General features: G+C 51.8%; 17 protein-coding genes. 11 read left to right on the forward strand and 6 right to left on the reverse strand.

Translation table 11 applies throughout. The annotated features are described in order from the left end of the window. Positions 1 to 17 precede the first annotated feature (17 nt). From clpX to bolA, 4 genes are all read right to left on the reverse strand, one after another. Entirely contained in the window at positions 18 to 1292 is a 1275-nt protein-coding gene (gene clpX / locus AC5JPW_RS09455) for an ATP-dependent protease ATP-binding subunit ClpX (RefSeq protein ID WP_494239809.1), read from the reverse strand. Positions 1293 to 1418: 126 nt separating this feature from the next. Then, entirely contained in the window at positions 1419 to 2042 is a 624-nt protein-coding gene (clpP, locus tag AC5JPW_RS09460; protein WP_494239811.1) for an ATP-dependent Clp endopeptidase proteolytic subunit ClpP, read from the reverse strand. A 282-nt stretch (positions 2043 to 2324) separates the two neighbouring features. Further along, positions 2325 to 3623, reverse strand: coding sequence for a trigger factor (tig, locus tag AC5JPW_RS09465; RefSeq protein ID WP_494239812.1), 1299 nt, complete (start codon positions 3621 to 3623; stop codon positions 2325 to 2327). 343 nt (positions 3624 to 3966) lie between these two features. Next, a complete protein-coding gene (bolA, locus tag AC5JPW_RS09470; protein WP_494239814.1) occupies positions 3967 to 4284 on the reverse strand; it encodes a transcriptional regulator BolA in 318 nt (105 codons plus the stop codon). Positions 4285 to 4586: 302 nt separating this feature from the next. On the opposite strand from bolA, the gene AC5JPW_RS09475 reads away from it, so the two are divergent. Continuing rightward, positions 4587 to 5165, forward strand: coding sequence for a lipoprotein (locus tag AC5JPW_RS09475; RefSeq protein ID WP_494239816.1), 579 nt, complete (start codon positions 4587 to 4589; stop codon positions 5163 to 5165). 41 nt (positions 5166 to 5206) lie between these two features. Next, positions 5207 to 6682, forward strand: a complete 1476-nt coding sequence (gene ampG, locus AC5JPW_RS09480; protein WP_494239817.1) for a muropeptide MFS transporter AmpG — start codon at positions 5207 to 5209, stop codon at positions 6680 to 6682. 33 nt (positions 6683 to 6715) lie between these two features. Here ampG and AC5JPW_RS09485 read toward each other — a convergent pair whose 3' ends face one another. Both AC5JPW_RS09485 and AC5JPW_RS09490 read right to left on the reverse strand, forming a co-directional pair. Further along, the gene (locus tag AC5JPW_RS09485; protein WP_494239819.1) at positions 6716 to 8044 is read right to left on the reverse strand and encodes a molecular chaperone DnaJ; all 1329 of its coding nucleotides are present in this window, start codon (positions 8042 to 8044) and stop codon (positions 6716 to 6718) included. A gap of 3 nt (positions 8045 to 8047) precedes the next feature. Next, complete coding sequence (locus AC5JPW_RS09490; protein WP_494239820.1) at positions 8048 to 9754, reverse strand: Hsp70 family protein; 1707 nt, start codon at positions 9752 to 9754, stop codon at positions 8048 to 8050. Between the two features lie 536 nt (positions 9755 to 10290). Here AC5JPW_RS09490 and cyoA point away from each other — a divergent pair. The 9 genes from cyoA (at position 10291) to AC5JPW_RS09535 (ending at position 20895) form a co-directional block, all read left to right on the forward strand. Further along, the gene (cyoA, locus tag AC5JPW_RS09495; protein WP_494239822.1) at positions 10291 to 11238 is read left to right on the forward strand and encodes a cytochrome o ubiquinol oxidase subunit II; all 948 of its coding nucleotides are present in this window, start codon (positions 10291 to 10293) and stop codon (positions 11236 to 11238) included. A gap of 16 nt (positions 11239 to 11254) precedes the next feature. Continuing rightward, the gene (gene cyoB, locus AC5JPW_RS09500; protein WP_494239823.1) at positions 11255 to 13246 is read left to right on the forward strand and encodes a cytochrome o ubiquinol oxidase subunit I; all 1992 of its coding nucleotides are present in this window, start codon (positions 11255 to 11257) and stop codon (positions 13244 to 13246) included. Next, complete coding sequence (locus tag AC5JPW_RS09505; protein WP_494239824.1) at positions 13236 to 13850, forward strand: cytochrome o ubiquinol oxidase subunit III; 615 nt, start codon at positions 13236 to 13238, stop codon at positions 13848 to 13850. Before cyoB ends, AC5JPW_RS09505 begins: the two co-directional genes overlap by 11 nt. Further along, a complete protein-coding gene (locus AC5JPW_RS09510; RefSeq protein ID WP_437887265.1) occupies positions 13850 to 14176 on the forward strand; it encodes a cytochrome o ubiquinol oxidase subunit IV in 327 nt (108 codons plus the stop codon). Before AC5JPW_RS09505 ends, AC5JPW_RS09510 begins: the two co-directional genes overlap by 1 nt. 11 nt (positions 14177 to 14187) lie before the next feature. Then, the gene (gene cyoE / locus AC5JPW_RS09515; protein ID WP_494239826.1) at positions 14188 to 15075 is read left to right on the forward strand and encodes a heme o synthase; all 888 of its coding nucleotides are present in this window, start codon (positions 14188 to 14190) and stop codon (positions 15073 to 15075) included. 487 nt (positions 15076 to 15562) lie between these two features. Then, positions 15563 to 16984 (forward strand): Na+/H+ antiporter NhaC, encoded by a 1422-nt coding sequence (gene nhaC, locus AC5JPW_RS09520; RefSeq protein ID WP_494239827.1) that lies wholly within the window; start codon positions 15563 to 15565, stop codon positions 16982 to 16984. Beyond that, complete coding sequence (locus AC5JPW_RS09525; protein WP_494239828.1) at positions 16977 to 18341, forward strand: alpha-L-fucosidase; 1365 nt, start codon at positions 16977 to 16979, stop codon at positions 18339 to 18341. Before nhaC ends, AC5JPW_RS09525 begins: the two co-directional genes overlap by 8 nt. 55 nt (positions 18342 to 18396) lie before the next feature. Beyond that, on the forward strand, positions 18397 to 19392 hold the full coding sequence (locus AC5JPW_RS09530) for a LacI family DNA-binding transcriptional regulator (RefSeq protein WP_494239829.1): 996 nt from the start codon (positions 18397 to 18399) through the stop codon (positions 19390 to 19392). 138 nt (positions 19393 to 19530) lie between these two features. Further along, on the forward strand, positions 19531 to 20895 hold the full coding sequence (locus tag AC5JPW_RS09535; RefSeq protein WP_494239831.1) for an MFS transporter: 1365 nt from the start codon (positions 19531 to 19533) through the stop codon (positions 20893 to 20895). Positions 20896 to 20920: the final 25 nt, after the last annotated feature.

Below are 20920 nucleotides of genomic sequence, written 5' to 3' on the forward strand. Positions count from 1 at the left end.
CTGTATGGATTGGCGAATTATTCACCAGATGCCTGTTGCGCTTCCGGCTTGCCGTAAATCAACAGTGGTTTACTTTGCCCACCGATGACGGATTCATCGATAACCACTTTTTCGACTTCATCCATAGATGGCAGGTCGTACATGGTGTCCAGCAACGCCGCTTCGACGATGGAACGCAGACCACGAGCACCGGTTTTACGTACCATTGCTTTCTTCGCAATAGCGGTCAGCGCTTCGTCGCGGAATTCCAGATCCACACCTTCAAGGTTAAACAGCGCCTGGTACTGCTTGGTCAGGGCGTTTTTAGGCTCTTTCAGGATTTGGATCAGCGCTTCTTCACTCAACTCATTGAGCGTTGCAACAACCGGCAGACGACCAATGAATTCAGGGATCAGACCAAACTTGATCAGATCTTCTGGTTCCACCTGCGAAAGCAACTGGCCTTCGTTCGGTTTCTCAGCGGTTGATTTCACTGTCGCACCGAAACCGATACCCGATCCGGTTTCAACACGGTGAGAAATCACTTTATCCAGACCGGCAAATGCACCGCCACAGATGAACAGGATCTTCGAGGTATCAACCTGTAAGAACTCCTGCTGCGGATGTTTACGACCACCCTGCGGCGGAACAGCAGCAACGGTCCCTTCGATCAGTTTCAGCAGTGCCTGCTGTACACCTTCACCGGAGACGTCACGAGTAATAGACGGGTTGTCAGATTTACGGGAAATCTTGTCGATTTCATCGATGTAGACAATACCGCGCTGCGCTTTTTGCACATCGTAATCGCACTTCTGCAGCAGCTTCTGGATGATGTTTTCAACATCTTCACCCACATAGCCCGCTTCGGTCAGGGTGGTAGCATCAGCCATGGTAAACGGTACATCCAGCAGACGTGCCAGCGTTTCAGCCAGCAAGGTTTTACCGGAGCCGGTAGGACCGATCAGCAAGATGTTACTTTTGCCCAATTCAACACCGTTACTGGTGTCACCATTGCGCAGACGTTTGTAGTGGTTGTACACCGCCACGGCCAGCACTTTTTTCGCCTGTTCCTGGCCGATAACATAATCGTCCAGATGATGGCGAATTTCGTGCGGGGTCGGCAATGCGCTGCGCTCCCGATGTGGCGCAACTTCTTTAATCTCTTCGCGAATAATGTCGTTACACAGATCAACACATTCGTCGCAGATATACACGGACGGCCCGGCAATCAGTTTGCGCACTTCATGCTGGCTTTTGCCGCAGAAAGAGCAGTACAACAGTTTGCCTGAACCGTCTTTGCGTTTATCTGTCATGAGTCAAAACCTCTTTTCTGTTCTTTGTGCCGCACATGACGACGCAGATGCCATTCCAGGCGCAAAACGCTGCTAAAGCGCATCGCCGCTTTCACTTAGTATAGCGGTACACCTGCTGCCTGGGCATTAATTACGATGGGTCAAAATTGAATCGACCAGTCCGTATTCGACAGCTTCATTTGCATTGAGGAAGCGGTCACGTTCGGTATCGCGTTCAATCTGTTCTAAAGGTTGACCCGTATGGTGCGCCATGAGTTCATTCATACGCCCTTTTACTTTCAGGATTTCGCGAGCATGGATTTCAATATCCGTTGCCTGACCCTGATAGCCGCCCAGCGGCTGGTGAATCATTACACGTGAGTTTGGCAGGCAGAAACGCTTGCCTTTTGCTCCCGCCGTCAGCAGGAATGCGCCCATGGACGCCGCCTGGCCCATACAAATGGTGCTAACGTCAGGCTTAATAAATTGCATGGTGTCATAAATTGACATCCCGGCAGTGATCACGCCACCAGGAGAGTTAATGTACAGGTAGATATCTTTTTCCGGGTTTTCTGCTTCCAGAAACAGCATCTGCGCGACGATCAGGTTAGCCATGTGGTCTTCAACCTGACCCGTCATGAAAATGACACGTTCTTTAAGAAGACGGGAGTAGATATCGAAAGAGCGCTCACCACGCGAGGTCTGTTCAATAACCATTGGCACCAGGGCCATATGGGGTGCAAAGGAATCTCGTTCGCCGCTGTATGACATTTCCGTCTCCTGGGTATAAAAATAAATAACCTGCTGTACTGATTGTACTTGAGTGGGCCTGGTCTGACTATGACCGGCACACAGACGGAGTATCAGTCAGAGTGTTTACATTCATCTTCCCGTTATGGGGATGAGCACACCTTATTTCAAGCATAACAACCTTTTGCTGTTACGCTAACACTGAAACACCCTTTTAGCACACTTCTGATAACGTCAATGCGATAAAAAAAGCCCGCCACCTGACGGTGACGGGCTCATTGTTTACTCTTTGTACGGGAGTAATTAAGCCTGCTGGTTCATCAGTTCCTGGAAGCTGGTTGCTTTCTCAGTCACTTTCGCTTTCGCCAGAACCGCTTCAACCGCTTGTTCTTCCAGAGCAACATTACGCATGTTGTCTGTCAGTTCTTTGTTTTTGCTGTAGAATTCGATAACTTCAGTCGGATCTTCGTAGGCAGAAGCCATCTCTTCGATCAGACCTTTAACGCGCTCTTCGTCAGCTTTCAGCTCGTTGGTACGAATTACTTCGCCCAGCAGCAGGCCAACAACAACGCGACGTTTAGCTTGTTCTTCGAACAGCTCACGCGGCAGTTCAAGCGCTTGTTTCTCGTTACCACCGAAACGCTGAGCAGCCTGGCGACGCAGAACGTCGATTTCGCTGTCGATCAGTGCTGCCGGGATCTCGATGTCATTTGCTTTTACCAGGCCGTCGATAGCCTGAGACTTGATGCGGTTACGCACAGCGCCTTTCAGTTCGCGCTCCATGTTTTTACGCACTTCGCCACGCAGGCCAGCCAGAGAACCATCTTCAACGCCGAAACGTTTGATGAACTCTTCGGTGAATTCCGGCAGTTCACGCTCTTCAACTTTTTTCAGGTTGATAACGAACTTAGCGGCTTTACCTTTCAGGTTTTCAGCGTGGTAGTCTTCCGGGAAGGCCACATCAATAGTGAATTCTTCGCCTGCTTTGTGGCCTTTGATACCGTCTTCAAAACCTGGGATCATACGACCCTGGCCCATTGCCAGTACGAAATCAGTCGCTTTGCCGCCTTCGAATTCTTCGCCGTCTACAGAGCCGGAGAAGTCAACGGTAACACGGTCTTCAGCGTCAACTGCGCCGTCTTTATCTTTCCAGGTCGCCTGCTGCTTACGCAGGGTGTCCAGCATAGTGTCGACGTCTTCGTCGTTCACTTCTACAACTGGTTTTTCAACTTCGATAGTTTCCAGGCCTTTCAGCTCAACTTCTGGATACACTTCGAACTCGACGGAATAGGTAAAGTCTTCACCCAGTTTGTATTCGCCCGGAACGTAGTTCGGTGCGCCAGCTGGGTTGATTTTTTCCTGGATGATCGCATCAATAAAGTTGCGGCTCATCAGTTCGCCCAGCACGTCCTGGCGAACAGAAGCGCCATAACGTTGAGCAACAACGGTCATCGGTACTTTGCCTTTACGGAATCCGTCGATACGTACTTTTTTCGCTACGTTGACCAGTTCGCTCTTAACAGCGGTCTCGATGCTGTCAGCAGCGATAGTAATCGTTACACGGCGCCCAAGGCCCTGAGTGGTTTCAACTGAAACTTGCATCTTGTTACCTCAAAAAATCACGGTGCTCGGTCAACTCTTCACTGGAAGCTGTCGTTGGCTTCACATAACCGGGATGCTTTCTCAAATTAGATAAACATTCCCTGTCGCCAGAATCATCCCGAAGACGTTCATATATAAGACGCGGCATTATAGCGGCATCACTTTAGTGAGTCGAGAACGGTAATGCCGCATTGTTGCGCCATTTTTCACAATTCCGAGGTAATTTTGACCTAAAAATTGCGCTTCTCGCTCAAATCTCAGACAAAACAAAACGGCCCGTAGGCCGTTTTCACATAATCTGTACGCAACATACTGGAAAAGTTCAGGCAGTTGCAAATGCGTTTTACGCGATGGTGCCTGCTCCCTTGCAGGGTGGCGAGGCAAAAATGGTGTCTTGCAGACCTGCCCACTCCTTAATTGTATAGGTATGCAACGCTAGAGCATGGACGGTAGAGGACAACTCCGCCGCCAATGTACCGTAGATCATACGGTGGCGATTAAGAAAACGCTCACCGCTGAAGCGATCGCTCACCAGGACGACTTTAAAGTGGCTTTCGGAACCGGCCGGTACATTGTGACGATAGCTTTCATCAACAACTTCGAGGAACACGGGTTCAAACGCTGCCCTTAACTTATCTTCTATCTGTTCACGTATCATCATGAAATGACTCCTCCGCAACGCTGAGATGCTACCCATCCCTTTAAATGTTAGCCGCTTTTATCCTGTCCATAACAAGAAAACAACAAAAATTTAGCTTTCGTCCTATATTCTCAGCCAAAGGTATGAACTCTACTGAAATAGCCTCATTCGGGGTCATCAGAAGCGGGGAAAATCGTCTTAATGAGTAAATATCATACAAGGCGATGAATTTACATGCGTTGAGCCCTTCCCCTTGTTGACGGCGATGTTATGATGGCGCAAATTTTCCCACTTTACGTTTACGATCTGCAGAGAGCCTGAACATGTTAAAAAAACTTCTTCTCCCGTTGGTCGCTATGTTTATGCTGGCCGGGTGTGCAACACCTCCGACCACTATTGATGTTGCGCCTAAAATGACCCTGCCTCAGCAGGACCCAAGTCTGATGGGCGTAACGGTAAGCATCAACGGTGCAGACCAACGCCAGGACCAGGCTCTGGCAAAAGTAAACCGTGATAACCAACTGGTCACTCTGACCGCGTCACGTGACCTGCGTTTCCTGCTGCAGGAAGTTCTTGAGAAGCAAATGACTGCTCGCGGTTACATGATTGGGCCGAACGGTGCTGCTAACCTACAGATCATCGTTAACCAGCTTTATGCCGATGTTTCTGAAGGCAACCTGCGTTACAAAATCTCCACCAAAGCAGATATCGCCATCATTGCCACCGCAGCTAACGGCAATAAGATGACCAAAAACTATCGTGCGAGCTATAACGTCGAAGGCGCGCTTCAGGCTACGAACAGCAAAATCGCTAACGCGGTTAACAACGTGCTGACCGACACCATCGCCGATATGTCTCAGGACACCGCTATTCATCAGTTCATCAAGCAGAACGCGCACTAAGTTCCGCTCTCTGGCCCGGTTCGCCGGGCCAGTCTTACACCATGTCCAACAACTACTTCCGCATTTTTCAGCAACCTAAGTCAGCCATTTTGCTGATTTTGGGTTTTGCCTCCGGACTTCCTCTGGCCCTGACGTCTGGCACGCTTCAGGCGTGGATGACTGTCGCTAATGTCGATCTGAAAACCATCGGTTTCTTCTCGCTGGTCGGCCAGGCCTATGTCTTTAAATTCCTGTGGTCCCCGGTGATGGATCGCTATACACCCCCTTTCCTTGGGCGTCGACGCGGTTGGTTACTGCTTACTCAGCTCGGCCTTATGGTGGCCATTGCGGGGATGGGATTCCTGGAACCAATGAGTCAGTTGCGCTGGATGGCGGCTCTTGCCGTTGTTATTGCCTTCTGCTCCGCATCACAGGATATCGTGTTCGACGCCTGGAAAACCGATGTGCTGTCGGCTGAAGAGCGTGGAACTGGCGCTGCTATTAGCGTACTGGGCTATCGTCTGGGGATGTTGATTTCCGGCGGACTGGCCTTGTGGCTCGCCGACCGCTGGCTGGGCTGGCAGGGTATGTACTGGCTGATGGCTGCACTGCTCATTCCTTGTATCATCGCAACCTTTCTGGCACCTGAGCCTGATGACGCGATTCCTGCTCCCCGCAGTCTGGAACAAGCTGTTGCCGAACCGCTGCGCGATTTCTTTGGCCGCAACAATGCGTGGCTGATTCTGTTACTGATCGTGCTCTACAAACTCGGCGATGCCTTTGCCATGAGCCTCACCACTACATTTTTAATTCGTGGTGTGGGTTTCGATGCGGGTGAAGTGGGCGTGGTGAATAAAACACTCGGGCTTATCGCAACCATTATTGGCGCATTATGGGGCGGCATGCTGATGCAGCGACTGAGCCTGTTCCGGGCGCTGATGATTTTTGGTGTGCTGCAGGGCATTTCGAATGCAGGGTACTGGCTGTTAGCTGTTACACCGAAAGACATTATCAGCATGGCGTCTGCGGTTTTTCTGGAAAACCTCTGTGGTGGAATGGGCACATCAGCCTTTGTCGCACTGCTGATGACTCTCTGCAACAAGTCATTCTCAGCAACTCAGTTTGCCCTGCTCTCCGCGTTATCTGCGGTAGGACGTGTTTACGTGGGGCCTCTGGCCGGTTGGTTTGTTGAAGCCCACGGCTGGTCAACGTTTTACCTGTTTTCTATTGCCGCTGCCCTGCCGGGCCTGCTGATGCTGATGCTCTGTAAAGACACCCTCGAATTCACGCAGCGCACCGAGCGTTTTATGCCACGCACTGAATTTGCCGCTGCCTACCGTCTGGCGTTACGCATACTGGCTGCGGGTTGCCTGCTGCTGGGCATCTGGCTGGTTACGCTAATGATCAATGCCAGTGGATGGGTGCATATCACCATGGGTAATGCGTTTCTGGAACTCGGCGCATTACTGGCACTTGTTGGTATCCTCTATGGCGGGTTGCTGGATTTTCTGGCGCTACGTAAAACGCGTGTTGCCTGAAAGCGCCAGCATTGCTGGCGCTCAGGGCGGTAATTAATTGAAAAAATAGATCCACTTAATCACGTAGCTATATAAAGGTGGCAGGGTGATGAGCCCCACGACATTGACCATCGGCGGCAGTTGCCTCAGGAACAGAATAGGCAACATGATCAGTTTTACGACACCATTAAATGGCATAGCGTACCACTGATGTAAATTACTGCGCACCAGCCACCAGACCGGGTAAGCAATCACTGCTGTAAACATGCATACCCGCGCAACACCCGATCCCGCAGGCGGATAGTTATAAAGCAACGCATAGATGTGGAACAGAGGTACCGCCATAATCCCCCATGAAAGTAGCCAGAAGAAAATATGGCTTATGCGGGCGAGCAGTTTCTTACGTACATAGTACGACAGCAGTAAAGGCGCCCCCCACAAGTAGACAATCACAATTCCCACCATAGTGACTGCCTGCCAGGCTAAATGTGCAGAATCCCTTACCTGGATATATAGGGCGAATCCCCAAAACCAGATAGCGATCAACGCCCCCCAGGAGAGGGCAAGCGTAGGGGTCGCGATAAGACGGATCAGTTCAGGGTTCACACGTTCAAGCAACTGCGGGTAAGCACGTCTGATTTCCGCAACCTGATTAGCCAACCCAGGAACAAAATCCGGAATAAGTCGCGCCCACCAGGGCACTCGAGGTAGGTCACCACTCAGAATGCGCCACGCCAGCCTGCCTTGCCAGTCTAAGCTACTTTGCCGACACAAATAGTCCCAGTGATGGTCCGCCGCAGTGGTATCAATTTGCGCTTCCAAAGCCTGAATGACCCAATAAGGCAAATGAGAGTCGCGATAGCCACCCAGGTCCCACCCCATGATGTCTGACACATTATTCACCAGGCTACGGGAAATGCCTCGCCGCTGGCTCAGCGCCTGGGCCAGCTCAAGACTGAATACACGCCGGGCTTCCAGCGCATCGGGCAGGCGATGGTCAAGGTAAAATCGCAGCGCATTGAGCGTGTCGCTTTCATCAGCGAGCAACTGGACGGAAAAACGCTCAGCGTCTTCCTCCAGGGTTTCTCGTTGCCACTCTGGCTGCAGAGGAACACCAGACGGTAAGACGTCTGGTGATTTAACTTGCGGTAATTCAGACAGCGCCAGGTCAAGGTTAATCACCGCCTGTACACTGTCATTGTCCCCCCAGATTATCTCGCCTTTAGCGAACTCTTTCGCCGCATCGAACGCTTCACGCAACTGCTGATAGCCTTGTGGATCCTGATCGGGTCGATGCAGTTTAAGCTCACGTGCATACGCCCGGCGAATAACCGACTCATCGGCCGTCGGCTCGATACCCAGTGTTTCCCAAATTGTCGCCATCACTTACATCCCATCATCAAATTGATTGAGTACCTGGCGCAATTCGTCCCGCGCGGCGGCGATCATGCGCACATCCTGGCGATCAAGTGACTGCTCAAACTGACTGGCATAATGATCGATAATTTGCCGGCGTTCACCGAGATGCTGCTCATAACGACGGGAGGCTTCCGCCAGCAGATGACGGTTTTCAGGCACATCTCTGGGGTGCATTTTCAGGCCATCAAGCTGATGCAGACGCTCACGAATCTCCTCTTCGCTTAGCTGGCCTGGCACTTTTTCAATGACTAGCGTGGACGCGGTCTCTTCACCCTGAACCTTACATTCCACTTCCAGGATGCCGTCTAACGTATAGGTAAACCGGATATCCGCGCTCACATCACCCGCTTTGCGGCGCGGCACGTTGAGTTTCATTTTGTCCAGTAGCAGGTTGTCGCTGACACGACGGGCTTCCCCTTGATAAACCTCTATCTCCAGATACTGCTGATTATCAAACAACGTATGCACGGTTTTCACCACGCTCACTGGCACAAAAGCGTTACGCTCAATAATCGGCAGGAAATAGCCGGTATCAATTTTGTCGCCATTTCTTCGGGAGACTTCGATTCCCAGTGAATACGGCATCACATCCGTCAGGACGATATCATCCAGCGCACGCGCCTGGGCAATCAGCCCCGCCTGAACGCCCGCGCCAATTGCTACCACCTCATCAGGGTTTAATTCGTTACGCGGAAAACGCCCGAACATGCGGGTCGCCATCTGGCGAACAACGGGCATACGGGTCGCACCGCCCACCAGAATCACATGGTCGAGATGTTCAGGATCGAAATGTGCGTCTTGCAAGGCCTGAACAACCGGTTTTTTAAGCCGGGTCAGTAACGGCGCGACACGTTCGGCAAAGGTCTCTGCCGTCAGCGTCCAGCTAAACTCCTCGCCTTGCCAGCTTAGCGTTGCACGGGTTTCATCCTGCTGGCTCAGTGTACATTTAAATGTTTCAGCAATTCGAGTTAACTCCGCTGCGCACTCTGCATTCGGATGCGCTAAAGCGGGGTACTGCTCCTGCATCCACTGGCGAATGATATGGGTGAAATCATCGCCACCCAGCCAGGCATCACCGCTGCTGGCGCGTACTTCAATCACACCTTCAAACATATCCACGATGGAGACATCAAAGGTGCCGCCGCCAAGATCGAAAATCAGGAATTTTTGCTCACGATTATCCGCGAGACCGTAGGCCAGGGAAGCCGCAGTGGGTTCGTTGAGTAGGCGCTCGACCTCAAGACCTGCCAGTCGACCGGCCGCTTTGACCGCCTTACGTTGAACATCGTTAAAATACGCAGGTACAGTGATGACCGCGCGAGAAACAGGTCCACCCAGTATCACTTCAGCATCAGTCTTGAGTTTACGCAGTACCAACGCCGACAGCTCTTCCGCCCTGAACTGGCGTGAACCTAAACGCCACGTCTTCTCCGTTCCCATATAGCGTTTGAAACTGGCAACCGTGAGATGGGGGTGGCTCACCAACCGCGATTTTGCCGCTTCACCAACGAGCAAATTACCGCTGTCGTCCAGCCCTACCACTGAGGGCGTTAATCTTTCGCCCTGTGCTCCAACGAGCAACTGCGGGTTTGCGCCATCAAACCACGCAACCGCACTATTAGATGTTCCCAGATCAATACCAATAATTGGCGAGTCGTTTCCTGTTACGGCCATTTCCATCCCTTAGTCAAAGATAAAAAAGCAAAACGAATCACAATATAATAATCAGCAAGTTACGCGGATTCGTTTTTAGATATTAACTTTCAGTTATTATTTCGCTCAATAAACAAGCAAGGATAAAATATTCAGCGTGCGGTTATTTATCGAGAAGTGAAGAAAATTTCTTTAATTATTTTGTGCGGTATAAATTAAGGGCTACTCTTTAACGATTCAGCACCGTTATTAAATTACGCTTTCCAGTAATGTTCAATAAATGCTGAATTGTTGTTAATTAAATGTTTATTAAATTGATTGGTTATACCAATTTACCCACACCCATTATTGTAAGGTAGTGTTTTCGTTATAACCTTGGGAAGAGGTTGCGCGAACGCCCGATTTTACAGATTGTTGCATTCCACGTGACACAATCGGCAGAACTCAGTAACACCATACTGACACTACGCCATTCATGTTTACAGTAATGTAACCTTCCCGTAAAATGCCCGCACACTTTAAACGCCACCAGACCCCCGTGGAATTGAGGTCGTTAAATGAGACTCAGGAAATACAATAAAAGTTTGGGATGGATGTCATTAATCGCAGGTACTGTTTTACTCAGTGGTTGTGATTCTGCGCTCCTTGACCCAAAAGGACAGATTGGACTGGAGCAACGTTCGTTGATACTGACGGCATTTGGCCTGATGTTGATTGTCGTGATTCCCGCCATCTTGATGGCAGTAGGTTTTGCCTGGAAGTACCGTGCAAGCAATAAAGATGCGAAGTATAGCCCTAACTGGTCACACTCCAACAAAGTTGAAGCTGTTGTCTGGACTGTGCCAATTCTGATCATCGTGTTCCTTGCCGTTCTGACATGGAAAACCACTCATGCGCTTGAGCCTAGCAAACCGCTGGTTCACGATGAGAAACCGATTACGATCGAAGTCGTCTCCATGGACTGGAAATGGTTCTTCATCTATCCGGAACAGGGCATTGCTACCGTGAATGAAATCGCCTTCCCGGCGAATACTCCGGTGCAGTTCAAAGTGACCTCAAACTCCGTGATGAACTCCTTCTTTATCCCGCGTCTGGGTAGCCAAATCTACGCGATGGCCGGTATGCAGACTAACCTGCACCTGATCGCTAACGAAGCAGGCACCTACGATGGTATCTCCGCCAGCTACAGTGGCCCTGGCTTCTCTGGTATGAAGTTCAAAGCCATTGCCACCCCTGACCGTGCCGCTTTCGACCAATGGGTCGCTAAAGCCAAGCAGTCAACGAACACCATGTCTGACATGGCTGCGTTCGACAAAGTGGCAACACCTAGCGAATACAACAAGGTGGAGTACTTCTCCGACGTGAAACCTGATTTGTTCAAAGATGTGATCAACAAATTTATGGACCACGGCAAGAGCATGAACATGGCCCAACCAGAAGGTGAGCACGCCTCACACGAAGGAATGGAAGGCATGGACATGAATCACGCGGAAACCTCTCACTAAGGGGCCGAGGAAGAAAATGTTCGGAAAATTGACACTGGATGCAGTGCCCTACCATGAACCCATTATTGTGGTTACGGTGGCTGCGATTATCATCGGTGGCGCGGCCTTAGTCGGCCTGATCACTTACTTTGGTAAGTGGAGCTACCTGTGGAATGAATGGCTGACTTCGGTCGACCACAAAAAACTCGGCATCATGTACTGCATCGTCGGTATCGTCATGTTAATTCGTGGCTTTGCGGATGCGATCATGATGCGTAGCCAGCAGGCGCTTGCTTCGGCAGGTGAAGCCGGCTTCTTGCCACCGCACCACTACGATCAGATATTTACCGCTCACGGCGTTATCATGATCTTCTTCGTGGCGATGCCGCTGGTTATCGGTCTGATGAACGTTGTTGTACCGCTGCAAATCGGTGCTCGCGACGTAGCATTCCCGTTCCTGAACAACCTGAGCTTCTGGTTCACGGTTGTCGGCGTAATCCTGGTTAACCTGTCACTGGGTGTGGGCGAGTTCGCACAGACCGGCTGGCTGGCTTACCCACCGCTATCGGGAATCGAATACAGTCCTGGCGTAGGTGTCGACTACTGGATTTGGGCGATTCAGCTCTCCGGTGTAGGTACTACCCTGACCGGTATTAACTTCTTCGTGACCATTATCAAGATGCGTGCCCCTGGCATGACCATGTTCAAGATGCCAGTATTTACCTGGGCATCTCTGTGCGCCAACATCCTGATTATTGCCTCCTTCCCAATTCTGACCGTCACCGTCGCGCTGCTGACCCTGGACCGCTACCTGGGCACCCATTTCTTCACGAATGATATGGGTGGCAACATGATGATGTACATCAACCTGATTTGGGCCTGGGGTCACCCGGAAGTGTACATCCTGGTTCTGCCGGTCTTCGGTGTGTTCTCCGAAATCGCAGCGACCTTCTCGCGTAAACGTCTGTTTGGTTACACCTCGCTGGTGTGGGCAACCGTCTGTATTACCGTTCTGTCGTTCATCGTTTGGCTGCACCACTTCTTCACCATGGGTGCGGGAGCTAACGTAAACGCCTTCTTCGGTATTACCACGATGATCATCGCTATCCCGACCGGCGTTAAGATCTTCAACTGGCTGTTCACCATGTACCAGGGCCGCATCGTGTTCCACTCAGCAATGCTGTGGACCATCGGCTTTATCGTGACCTTCTCAGTCGGCGGCATGACCGGCGTACTGCTGGCGGTTCCGGGTGCAGACTTCGTCCTGCACAACAGCCTGTTCCTGATTGCGCACTTCCATAACGTTATCATCGGTGGCGTGGTCTTCGGCTGCTTCGCAGGTGTGACCTACTGGTGGCCAAAAGCCTTCGGCTACACGCTGAACGAAACCTGGGGCAAACGCGCATTCTGGCTGTGGATCATCGGCTTCTTCGTTGCGTTTATGCCGCTGTATGTGCTGGGCTTCATGGGTATGACCCGTCGCCTGAGCCAGCAGATTGATCCACAATTCCACCCGATGCTGGTTGTTGCAGCCGGTGGTGCAGTGCTGATTGCCTGTGGTATCGCGTGTCAGCTGATTCAGTTCTACGTCTCTATTCGCGACCGCGAGCAGAACCGTGACCTGACCGGTGACCCGTGGGGTGGCCGTACGCTGGAGTGGGCAACCTCTTCTCCACCTCCGTTCTATAACTTTGCCATTGTGCCGCAGATTCATGAGCGCGACGCATTCTGGGAAATGAAAGAAAAAGGTGAAGCGTACAAACAGCCTGCGCACTATGAAGAAATTCATATGCCGAAAAACAGCGGTGCCGGTATCGTGATTGCCGCCTTCGCGACGGTGTTTGGTTTCGCCATGATCTGGCATATCTGGTGGCTTGCCATCGCGAGCTTCGCGGGCATCGTTATCAGCTGGATCGTGAAGAGCTTTGACGAGGACGTGGATTACTACGTACCGGTTGCGGAAGTCGAAAAACTGGAAAATCAGCATTTCGATGAAATCACTAAAGCAGGGCTGAAAAATGGCAACTGATACTCTGACGCATGACACTGCCCACGCGCACGAGCATGGGCACCATGATACAGGGCCGATGAAAGTCTTCGGTTTCTGGATCTACCTGATGAGCGACTGCATTCTGTTCTGTTGCTTGTTCGCAACCTATGCCGTTCTGGTGAACGGCACTGCAGGCGGCCCGACCGGCAAAGAGATTTTCGAACTGCCGTTCGTGCTGGTAGAAACCGCGCTGCTGTTATTCAGCTCCATCACCTACGGCATGGCGGCTATCGCCATGTACAAAAACAACAAAAGCCAGGTTGTTTCCTGGCTGGCGTTGACCTGGTTGTTTGGTGCGGGCTTCATCGGGATGGAAATCTATGAATTCCATCACCTGATTATGGAAGGTTTTGGTCCTGATCGTAGCGGCTTCCTGTCAGCGTTCTTCGCGCTGGTTGGCACCCACGGTCTGCACGTGACCTCTGGTCTTATCTGGATGGCGGTACTGATGTTCCAGGTATCCCGTCGCGGTCTGACCAGCACTAACCGTACCCGTATCATGTGCCTGAGCCTGTTCTGGCACTTCCTGGACGTAGTATGGATCTGCGTGTTCTCGGTTGTTTATCTGATGGGGGCGATGTAATGAGTCATTCTAACGATCATGGCGCTTCCCACGGCAGCGTAAAAACCTACATGACAGGTTTCATCCTGTCGATCATCCTGACGGTCATTCCGTTCTGGATGGTGATGAACGGGACGGCTTCTCACGGCGTGATTCTGGGTACGATCCTGGTGACTGCGGTGATTCAGATTCTGGTGCATCTGTCTTGCTTCCTGCACATGAACACCAAGTCTGATGAAGGTTGGAACATGACGGCCTTTGTCTTTACCGTGATTATCATCGCTATCCTGGTAGTGGGCTCCATCTGGATTATGTGGAACCTGAACTACAACATGATGGTTCACTAAGAGCGGCGAGTATGTTTAAGCAATACCTGCAAGTAACGAAGCCTGGCATTATTTTTGGCAACTTGATCTCGGTGATCGGTGGATTTCTGTTGGCCTCCAAGGGCCATATTGACTACCCGCTGTTCGCCTGCACGCTGATTGGCGTGTCGCTGGTTGTCGCCTCGGGTTGTGTATTTAACAACTACATTGACCGTGACATCGATAAAAAGATGGAACGGACGAAAAACCGCGTACTGGTTCGGGGTCTGATCTCGCCGAAAGTCTCGCTGGTGTACGCTGCCTTGCTGGGTATTGCTGGCTTTATGCTGCTTTGGTTTGGTGCAAATCCCCTGGCCTGCTGGCTGGGGGTGATGGGCTTCGTGGTGTATGTGGGCGTCTATAGCCTGTATATGAAACGCCACTCGGTCTACGGTACGCTGATCGGCTCGCTTTCTGGCGCAGCACCACCAGTTATCGGCTATTGTGCCGTGACGGGTAACTTCGACAGCGGTGCAGCCATTCTGCTGGCGATTTTCAGCCTCTGGCAGATGCCGCATTCGTACGCCATTGCCATTTTCCGCTTTAAGGATTACCAGGCGGCAAACATTCCGGTTCTGCCGGTAGTTAAAGGCATCTCTGTTGCTAAAAACCATATCACGCTGTACATCATCGCATTTGCGGTGGCGACACTGATGCTCTCCCTCGGCGGCTATGCCGGGTACAAGTATCTGGTGGTTGCAGCGGCGGTGAGCGTCTGGTGGCTGGGTATGGCACTTCGCGGTTACAAAGTGGAAGATGATAAAGTCTGGGCACGTAAACTGTTCGGCTTCTCTATCATCGCCATCACCGCCCTGAGCGTGATGATGTCAGTGGATTTTATGGTACCTGATTCGCATAGCCTGCTGACTTACGTCTGGTAAGACGCATGTTGTGAAAAACCGGGTTTATTAACCCGGTTTTTTTTATGTCTGTCATTCAGAGCCCCTGTCTGACCTCTCCAGCGATTCCCCCTTCCCCTCTCGCCCCTTTCCATCACTTTTTCTTATTTCAACATCACGATTAAACCGTACGGGCTGCGCGACTCATCACACTTTGAGTAAAAAGCCGTTGGTTTACCCCACTGCTTAAAATAGTTTTTCAATATGTTTGCTAATTCGAGTTAGCAAAAACTGTCATAAAAAGGTTACTTTAGATTCAGGCACCTGAAACCTGTCTGATAAGCGCAATCTGACCTGCCGGGCCAAGACGGGCAGATAAGCGAATAAAAAATAATAGTTATAGAAAACAGAGAAATAAAAAGCAGCAAACACGCAAACGCGCTGCACAACACAACAACACCTTAAGACGGCCAGGAATTAAGCGAGGATCCTTATGTCTGTAGCATCAGAACCCATCCAGAAACCCGTTATGAAGCAGCTGGGCCTTCCGGCTTCCTTTCTCTTACTCGGCGTATCATTGCTCTTTATTATCCTCGGCTACACCCTGCTGGAGATAAAACTGGAGGCACTGCTATGCATTACCGCTGTCGCCATCTCCTTTGTTGCGATGTGGCTCGGGCATACCTTTGAAGAAATCATCGACGAGATTGTGCAGAAATTTGCTCAGGCCCTGCCCTCTCTGATGATCGTGATGTGCGTCGGCGGGGTTATCGGCGTCTGGATGAGCTCAGGCACTATCCCTTATCTGATCACCATCGGTCTGAAAATCATTAACCCGCAGTACATCGTGGTGATCGCCTTTATTGTCACCAGTATTGTGGCAACCTGTACCGGCACGTCATGGGGATCTGCAGGAACCATCGGTGTCGCGCTGATGGGTGTCGCTCACGGACTGGATGCGAATCTCGCGGCGGTGGCAGGCGCAATCGTTGGCGGTGCCTATTTTGGCGACAAGATTTCGCCATTAAGTGGATCATCAAACTTTGCTGCCATCGTCAATAATCTCGATCTCTACGAGCACATCAAGCACCTGTCGAAAACCACCATTCCGGCTTACCTCATTTCGGTGGTTATCTACCTGGTAATTGGCCTGAACAACAGCGCGACGGCAGGTAATATTGATTCTGCCCAGCAGACGGTTGATCAGATTAATCAGCTCTATCACACTCACTGGATCCTGGCGGTACCGATCTTTATCGTCTTCGCGGGGGCATTGCTGAAAAAGCCGGTGATTCCCGTTTTGCTTTTTGCCACTGGCATCTCTATTGCTATTTCCTGGTTCACGCAGGGGATCGGCATTATTGAAAACCTCAACGTCTGGGTCTCCGGGTTTAGCGTCAGCGTATTGCCAGGCCAACCGCAAAATGTACCCGAAACCATTCGTAGCCTGCTGGAACGCGGCGGTGTGGCCTCCATGATGCCGCTGATTCTGGTTATCCTCTGCGCCTTCTCCTTTGCTGGCCCGCTTTCGCTGACCCAGGCGCTGGATACCATCATCAACTACTTCACCCGTATCGTAAAAAGCGCTGCCGGGCTTATCTTCTCAACCATTGCTGCCTGCGTGGCCCTGATTGCCGCTACGGGTAACAACAACATAGCCTGCCTGCTGCCGTCAGAATTGTTTCGTAAGGCTTTTGAAAACAATGGCCTGCACCGAAAAAATATCTCCCGCACGGTAGAAGATTCCGCCACCGTTATCGAGCCGCTCATTCCATGGACCGCTGCCGGGGTATTTATGGCTGCCACCCTCGGGATACCGACACTCGATTACGCACTATGGGCAGTGCAGTGTTACGCCGGATTGATCATCGCTGGCTTCTATGCCGTGACCGGAATATGCATCGCAAAAACGGACGCCCATCAACAAACAGGGGACATTATCAATGAGTAACACGACCTACACGCCAGACTGGACAAGCCTCGACAGCCGTAAGATGCCGGAATGGTATAACGACGCAAAATTCGGCATTTTCATCCACTGGGGCGTCTTCTCGGTACCCGCGTGGCGCAAAATTGATAACTCCCTGTTTGGCTCCTACGCCGAGTGGTATTACGCCAGCGTCTATGGTCAATACCGTAACAACGACGATGATTTTCACGAGAAGCACTACGGTAAGGATTTTCTCTACCGCGATTTTGCGCCGCAATTCAAAGCTGAACTCTTCCAGCCGGATGCCTGGGCCGAGTTGTTCAAGGCGTCCGGGGCAAAATATGTGGTATTGACCACCAAACACCACGATGGCTTCTGCCTGTGGCCCACGAAAAATCCGCACAAGACGGGCTGGAACAGCGGTGATGTCGGCCCGCAGCGCGACTTGCTTGGCGATATCACCCACGCCGTGCGTGACAGCGGCCTGAAGATGGGCATCTATTATTCCATCATCGAGTGGGAAACCAACTGGAGTCACCGTCCCGAGGGTGGCTATTTTGTGCCTCAACGTGACCGCGAAAAATTCGGTATTCCGGAGCAAAACTACCCGGGCGAAATTCTTATCCCGCAACTGAAGGAACTGGTGCAAAACTACCAGCCGTGCCTGATTTTCTCTGATGGCGGTGAATGGGATCTCAGTGAAGAGTACAGCCAGACCAAACCGTTCCTCTCCTGGCTTTACAATGAAGCGCCCAACAAAGACGAAGTCGTGGTGAACGACCGTTTTTGTAAAGGCATGCCGGGTGAACACGGTGACTACTACAGCACCGAGTACAACGACAAAGAAGGCTTCGGCGTCCACCATCCGTGGGAAGAGAGCCGGGGTATTGGCAAATCCTACGGCTTTAACCGCGCGGAGCAGCTCGAAGATTACTGCACCTCTCAGGAGCTGATTAACCAGTTGGTGGGGATCGTCTCCAAAGGCGGTAACTTCCTGCTCAACGTTGGCCCCACCGCTGACGGGCGCATCCCAACATTGCAACAAGAGCGGCTGCGGGATATTGGTCGCTGGATGACAGTGAACGGCGACGCGATCTACGGCAGTGATATCTGTACTCGCCTGAAAAGTGACGCTCCGCATTGTGCGTTCACCAGCAAAGGCAGTGATGATTTTCTCATTACCACGCAGTGGCCCACTGAACCGTTGCATATGCAGTGGCTTGAGGGTGACACACCGCGCGCCTGTGCCCTGCTCTGCCTCGGCGAGGAAATTGAGGTTGCCTTTGAGATTAAGGAAGGCGCTCTCATTTTACAGCCCCTGCCCTGGCGGTTCGATCGCGGTCTGGAGTACGCTTACACCTTCAGGCTGAGTCGATAAAGCAGAGGGGTTTCGTCGACAATGTTCTTTTTGGGCTGCAAATGAGGTGCCGGAGATGGCAAAAACCGTTGAACAGATAGCCAACGATCTGAACTTATCCGTCACCACGGTACGTCTGGTACTCAGTGGTAAGGCGCAGAAGTACCGGATCAGCGAGAAAACGCAGACGCGCATCAACGAACATGTTGAGCGTTATGGTTACACGTTGAACCACTCCGCACGCAGCCTCAAATTGAACAAAACGGAGACGCTCGGGCTGATTGTCCCCAACATCTCGAACGTCTTCTTTGCGACCCTGGCGGAAAAACTGGAACTGCGCTGCCGCCGCTCCGGTTATCAATTAACCATCAGTTGTTCTTACGACGATGTGGATTATGAGAACCAGCTCGTCCACGCCCTGATGGCAAGAAATGTCGACGGTCTGTTTATCGTCCCGACCACGCTGGAAAATCAGCAGCACCATTTACGGCAGGTTAAAAAGCCGCTGGTGCTGCTCGACCGGGATTTTCGTTTTACCGATAACGCACTGGTGGAAAGCCACAACGCCGAAGGGGGGGAGATCCTCACCCGCAACCTGCTGGAAGCAGGCAAAACGCCGCTGTGGTTTTTACTGGGCAATACCGTGCTGCCCAGCATCAATGACAGACTTCAGGGCTATCTCACCGCGCTAAAACAACAGGGCATTACGCATCAGGAGTGGGTCTGCGAAGGCCCGGATAACACGCCGGAAGAAGGCCACAATTTGATGACCCGGCTGATTGAATCCCACGGCGTGCCGCAGGCGTTTATTGCCTCGTCATTGCCCGTACTTGAAGGGGCGATTCGCGCGATTCGCGACAAAGCGGGCAGCGTGCCGGTGGATCTCAATATTGGCACCTTTGATGAACACCCCATGCTGGGGTTTCTCGCCAACAACGTCTGGTCAATGCAGCAGGACGAAGACGCCTGGGCCGAAAATGCCTTTCAGATGATGCAATCCGCCATTGAAGGCCATCCGGTAAATGAAACCGTTCGTGTGGATATGCGCCTGAAAAAGCGCACTCGCCAGTAGTGTCTGTTCTCCCCTGACGGCACGTCCTTTCTGACAGAAAATGCCGTTTACAGCCTCGTAATAACTATTAAACAAACATCTGTTTACCCCGCCTGACACCCCGCCTACACTATGGCCTGCTTTCGAATTGAGGTGGTAATGAACGATAATAAAATGACGCCAGGCGAGTTGCGCGCAACCTGGGGTTTAGGGACTGTTTTCTCATTGCGCATGCTTGGCATGTTTATGGTCCTGCCCGTTCTGACCACGTACGGCATGGCATTACAGGGCGCCAGCGAAGCCTTAATTGGCCTGGCTATTGGCATATACGGTCTGGCTCAGGCAGTTTTTCAAATCCCCTTCGGTTTGCTCTCTGACCGTATTGGTCGTAAGCCGCTGATTATTGGTGGTCTGGCTATCTTTGTGCTGGGCAGCGTGATTGCGGCATTGTCCGACTCCATCTGGGGAATCATTCTTGGCCGGGCGCTACAGGGCTCCGGCGCAATTGCCGCCGCCGTCATGGCCCTGCTTTCTGACTTAACCCGCGAACAGAATCGTACCAAAGCGATGGCCTTTATTGGCGTCAGCTTCGGTGTGACCTTTGCTATCGCAATGGTACTGGGGCCGATTATTACCCACCAGCTTGGTCTGCATGCCCTGTTCTGGATGATTGCCGCCCTGGCAATGGCGGGCATTTTGTTGACAATGTGGGTCGTGCCGGACAGCGAAAATCATGTTCTGAACCGCGAGTCCGGCATGGTCAAAGGCTGCTTTAGCCTGGTCATTGCCAGCCCGAGGCTGCTCAAACTGAATTTCGGCATCATGTGTCTGCACATCCTGCTGATGTCGACCTTTGTTGCCCTCCCGGGTCAGCTTGAAGCGGCCGGTTTCGCCGCTGCAAACCACTGGAAGATTTACCTGGTCACCATGCTGGTGTCGTTTGTCTCTGTCGTGCCGTTTATTATCTACGCTGAAGTGAAGCGCAGAATGAAGCGCGTGTTCCTGTTCTGTGTGGCGCTGCTGCTGATTGCTGAAATCGTGCTTTGGGGTGCCGGGCCACATTTCTGGGAGCAGGTACTGGGTGTACAGATTTTCTTTATTGCCTTCAACCTGATGGAAGCGTTACTGCCCTCTCTCATCAGCAAAGAGGCCCCTGCAGGATATAAAGGCACCGCAATGGGCATCTACTCCACCAGCCAGTTTATTGGCGTGGCCATTGGTGGTGCGCTGGGCGGATGGGTGGATGGCTGGTTTGATTCGCAAACCGTCTTCCTCGCAGGCGCGCTGCTGGCGATGGTGTGGTTACTGGTCGCCAGTACCATGCAGGAGCCACCGTATGTCAGTAGCTTGCGTGTAGAGATCCCTGAGGATGTGGTGCTGGACGATGCGCTACAACAGCGGCTACAAGAAAAGCCGGGGATCAGTGATGTGCTGGTCGTTGCCGAAGAGCGCAGCGCCTATGTCAAAATCGACAATAAGCTGACGAACCGATTTGAGGTCGAGCAGGCCATCAAAGGGGTGTAAAAAAAGCGGGGATTACCCCGCTTTT

Source organism: Phytobacter sp. (assembly GCF_059074235.1).

What these genes read in the sequence shown, in the direction of transcription:
- AC5JPW_RS09475 (WP_494239816.1), top strand. Translation starts at nt 4,587, where the DNA reads ATGTTAAAAAAACTTCTTCTCCCGTTGGTCGCTATGTTTATGCTGGCC.
- cyoA (WP_494239822.1), top strand. Translation starts at nt 10,291, where the DNA reads ATGAGACTCAGGAAATACAATAAAAGTTTGGGATGGATGTCATTAATC.
- cyoE (WP_494239826.1), top strand. Translation starts at nt 14,188, where the DNA reads ATGTTTAAGCAATACCTGCAAGTAACGAAGCCTGGCATTATTTTTGGC.
- AC5JPW_RS09505 (WP_494239824.1), top strand. Translation starts at nt 13,236, where the DNA reads ATGGCAACTGATACTCTGACGCATGACACTGCCCACGCGCACGAGCAT.
- cyoB (WP_494239823.1), top strand. Translation starts at nt 11,255, where the DNA reads ATGTTCGGAAAATTGACACTGGATGCAGTGCCCTACCATGAACCCATT.
- AC5JPW_RS09490 (WP_494239820.1), bottom strand. Translation starts at nt 9,754, where the DNA reads ATGGCCGTAACAGGAAACGACTCGCCAATTATTGGTATTGATCTGGGA.
- AC5JPW_RS09530 (WP_494239829.1), top strand. Translation starts at nt 18,397, where the DNA reads ATGGCAAAAACCGTTGAACAGATAGCCAACGATCTGAACTTATCCGTC.
- AC5JPW_RS09510 (WP_437887265.1), top strand. Translation starts at nt 13,850, where the DNA reads ATGAGTCATTCTAACGATCATGGCGCTTCCCACGGCAGCGTAAAAACC.
- clpX (WP_494239809.1), bottom strand. Translation starts at nt 1,292, where the DNA reads ATGACAGATAAACGCAAAGACGGTTCAGGCAAACTGTTGTACTGCTCT.
- nhaC (WP_494239827.1), top strand. Translation starts at nt 15,563, where the DNA reads ATGAAGCAGCTGGGCCTTCCGGCTTCCTTTCTCTTACTCGGCGTATCA.
- bolA (WP_494239814.1), bottom strand. Translation starts at nt 4,284, where the DNA reads ATGATGATACGTGAACAGATAGAAGATAAGTTAAGGGCAGCGTTTGAA.
- tig (WP_494239812.1), bottom strand. Translation starts at nt 3,623, where the DNA reads ATGCAAGTTTCAGTTGAAACCACTCAGGGCCTTGGGCGCCGTGTAACG.
- AC5JPW_RS09535 (WP_494239831.1), top strand. Translation starts at nt 19,531, where the DNA reads ATGAACGATAATAAAATGACGCCAGGCGAGTTGCGCGCAACCTGGGGT.
- clpP (WP_494239811.1), bottom strand. Translation starts at nt 2,042, where the DNA reads ATGTCATACAGCGGCGAACGAGATTCCTTTGCACCCCATATGGCCCTG.
- AC5JPW_RS09525 (WP_494239828.1), top strand. Translation starts at nt 16,977, where the DNA reads ATGAGTAACACGACCTACACGCCAGACTGGACAAGCCTCGACAGCCGT.
- AC5JPW_RS09485 (WP_494239819.1), bottom strand. Translation starts at nt 8,044, where the DNA reads ATGGCGACAATTTGGGAAACACTGGGTATCGAGCCGACGGCCGATGAG.
- ampG (WP_494239817.1), top strand. Translation starts at nt 5,207, where the DNA reads ATGTCCAACAACTACTTCCGCATTTTTCAGCAACCTAAGTCAGCCATT.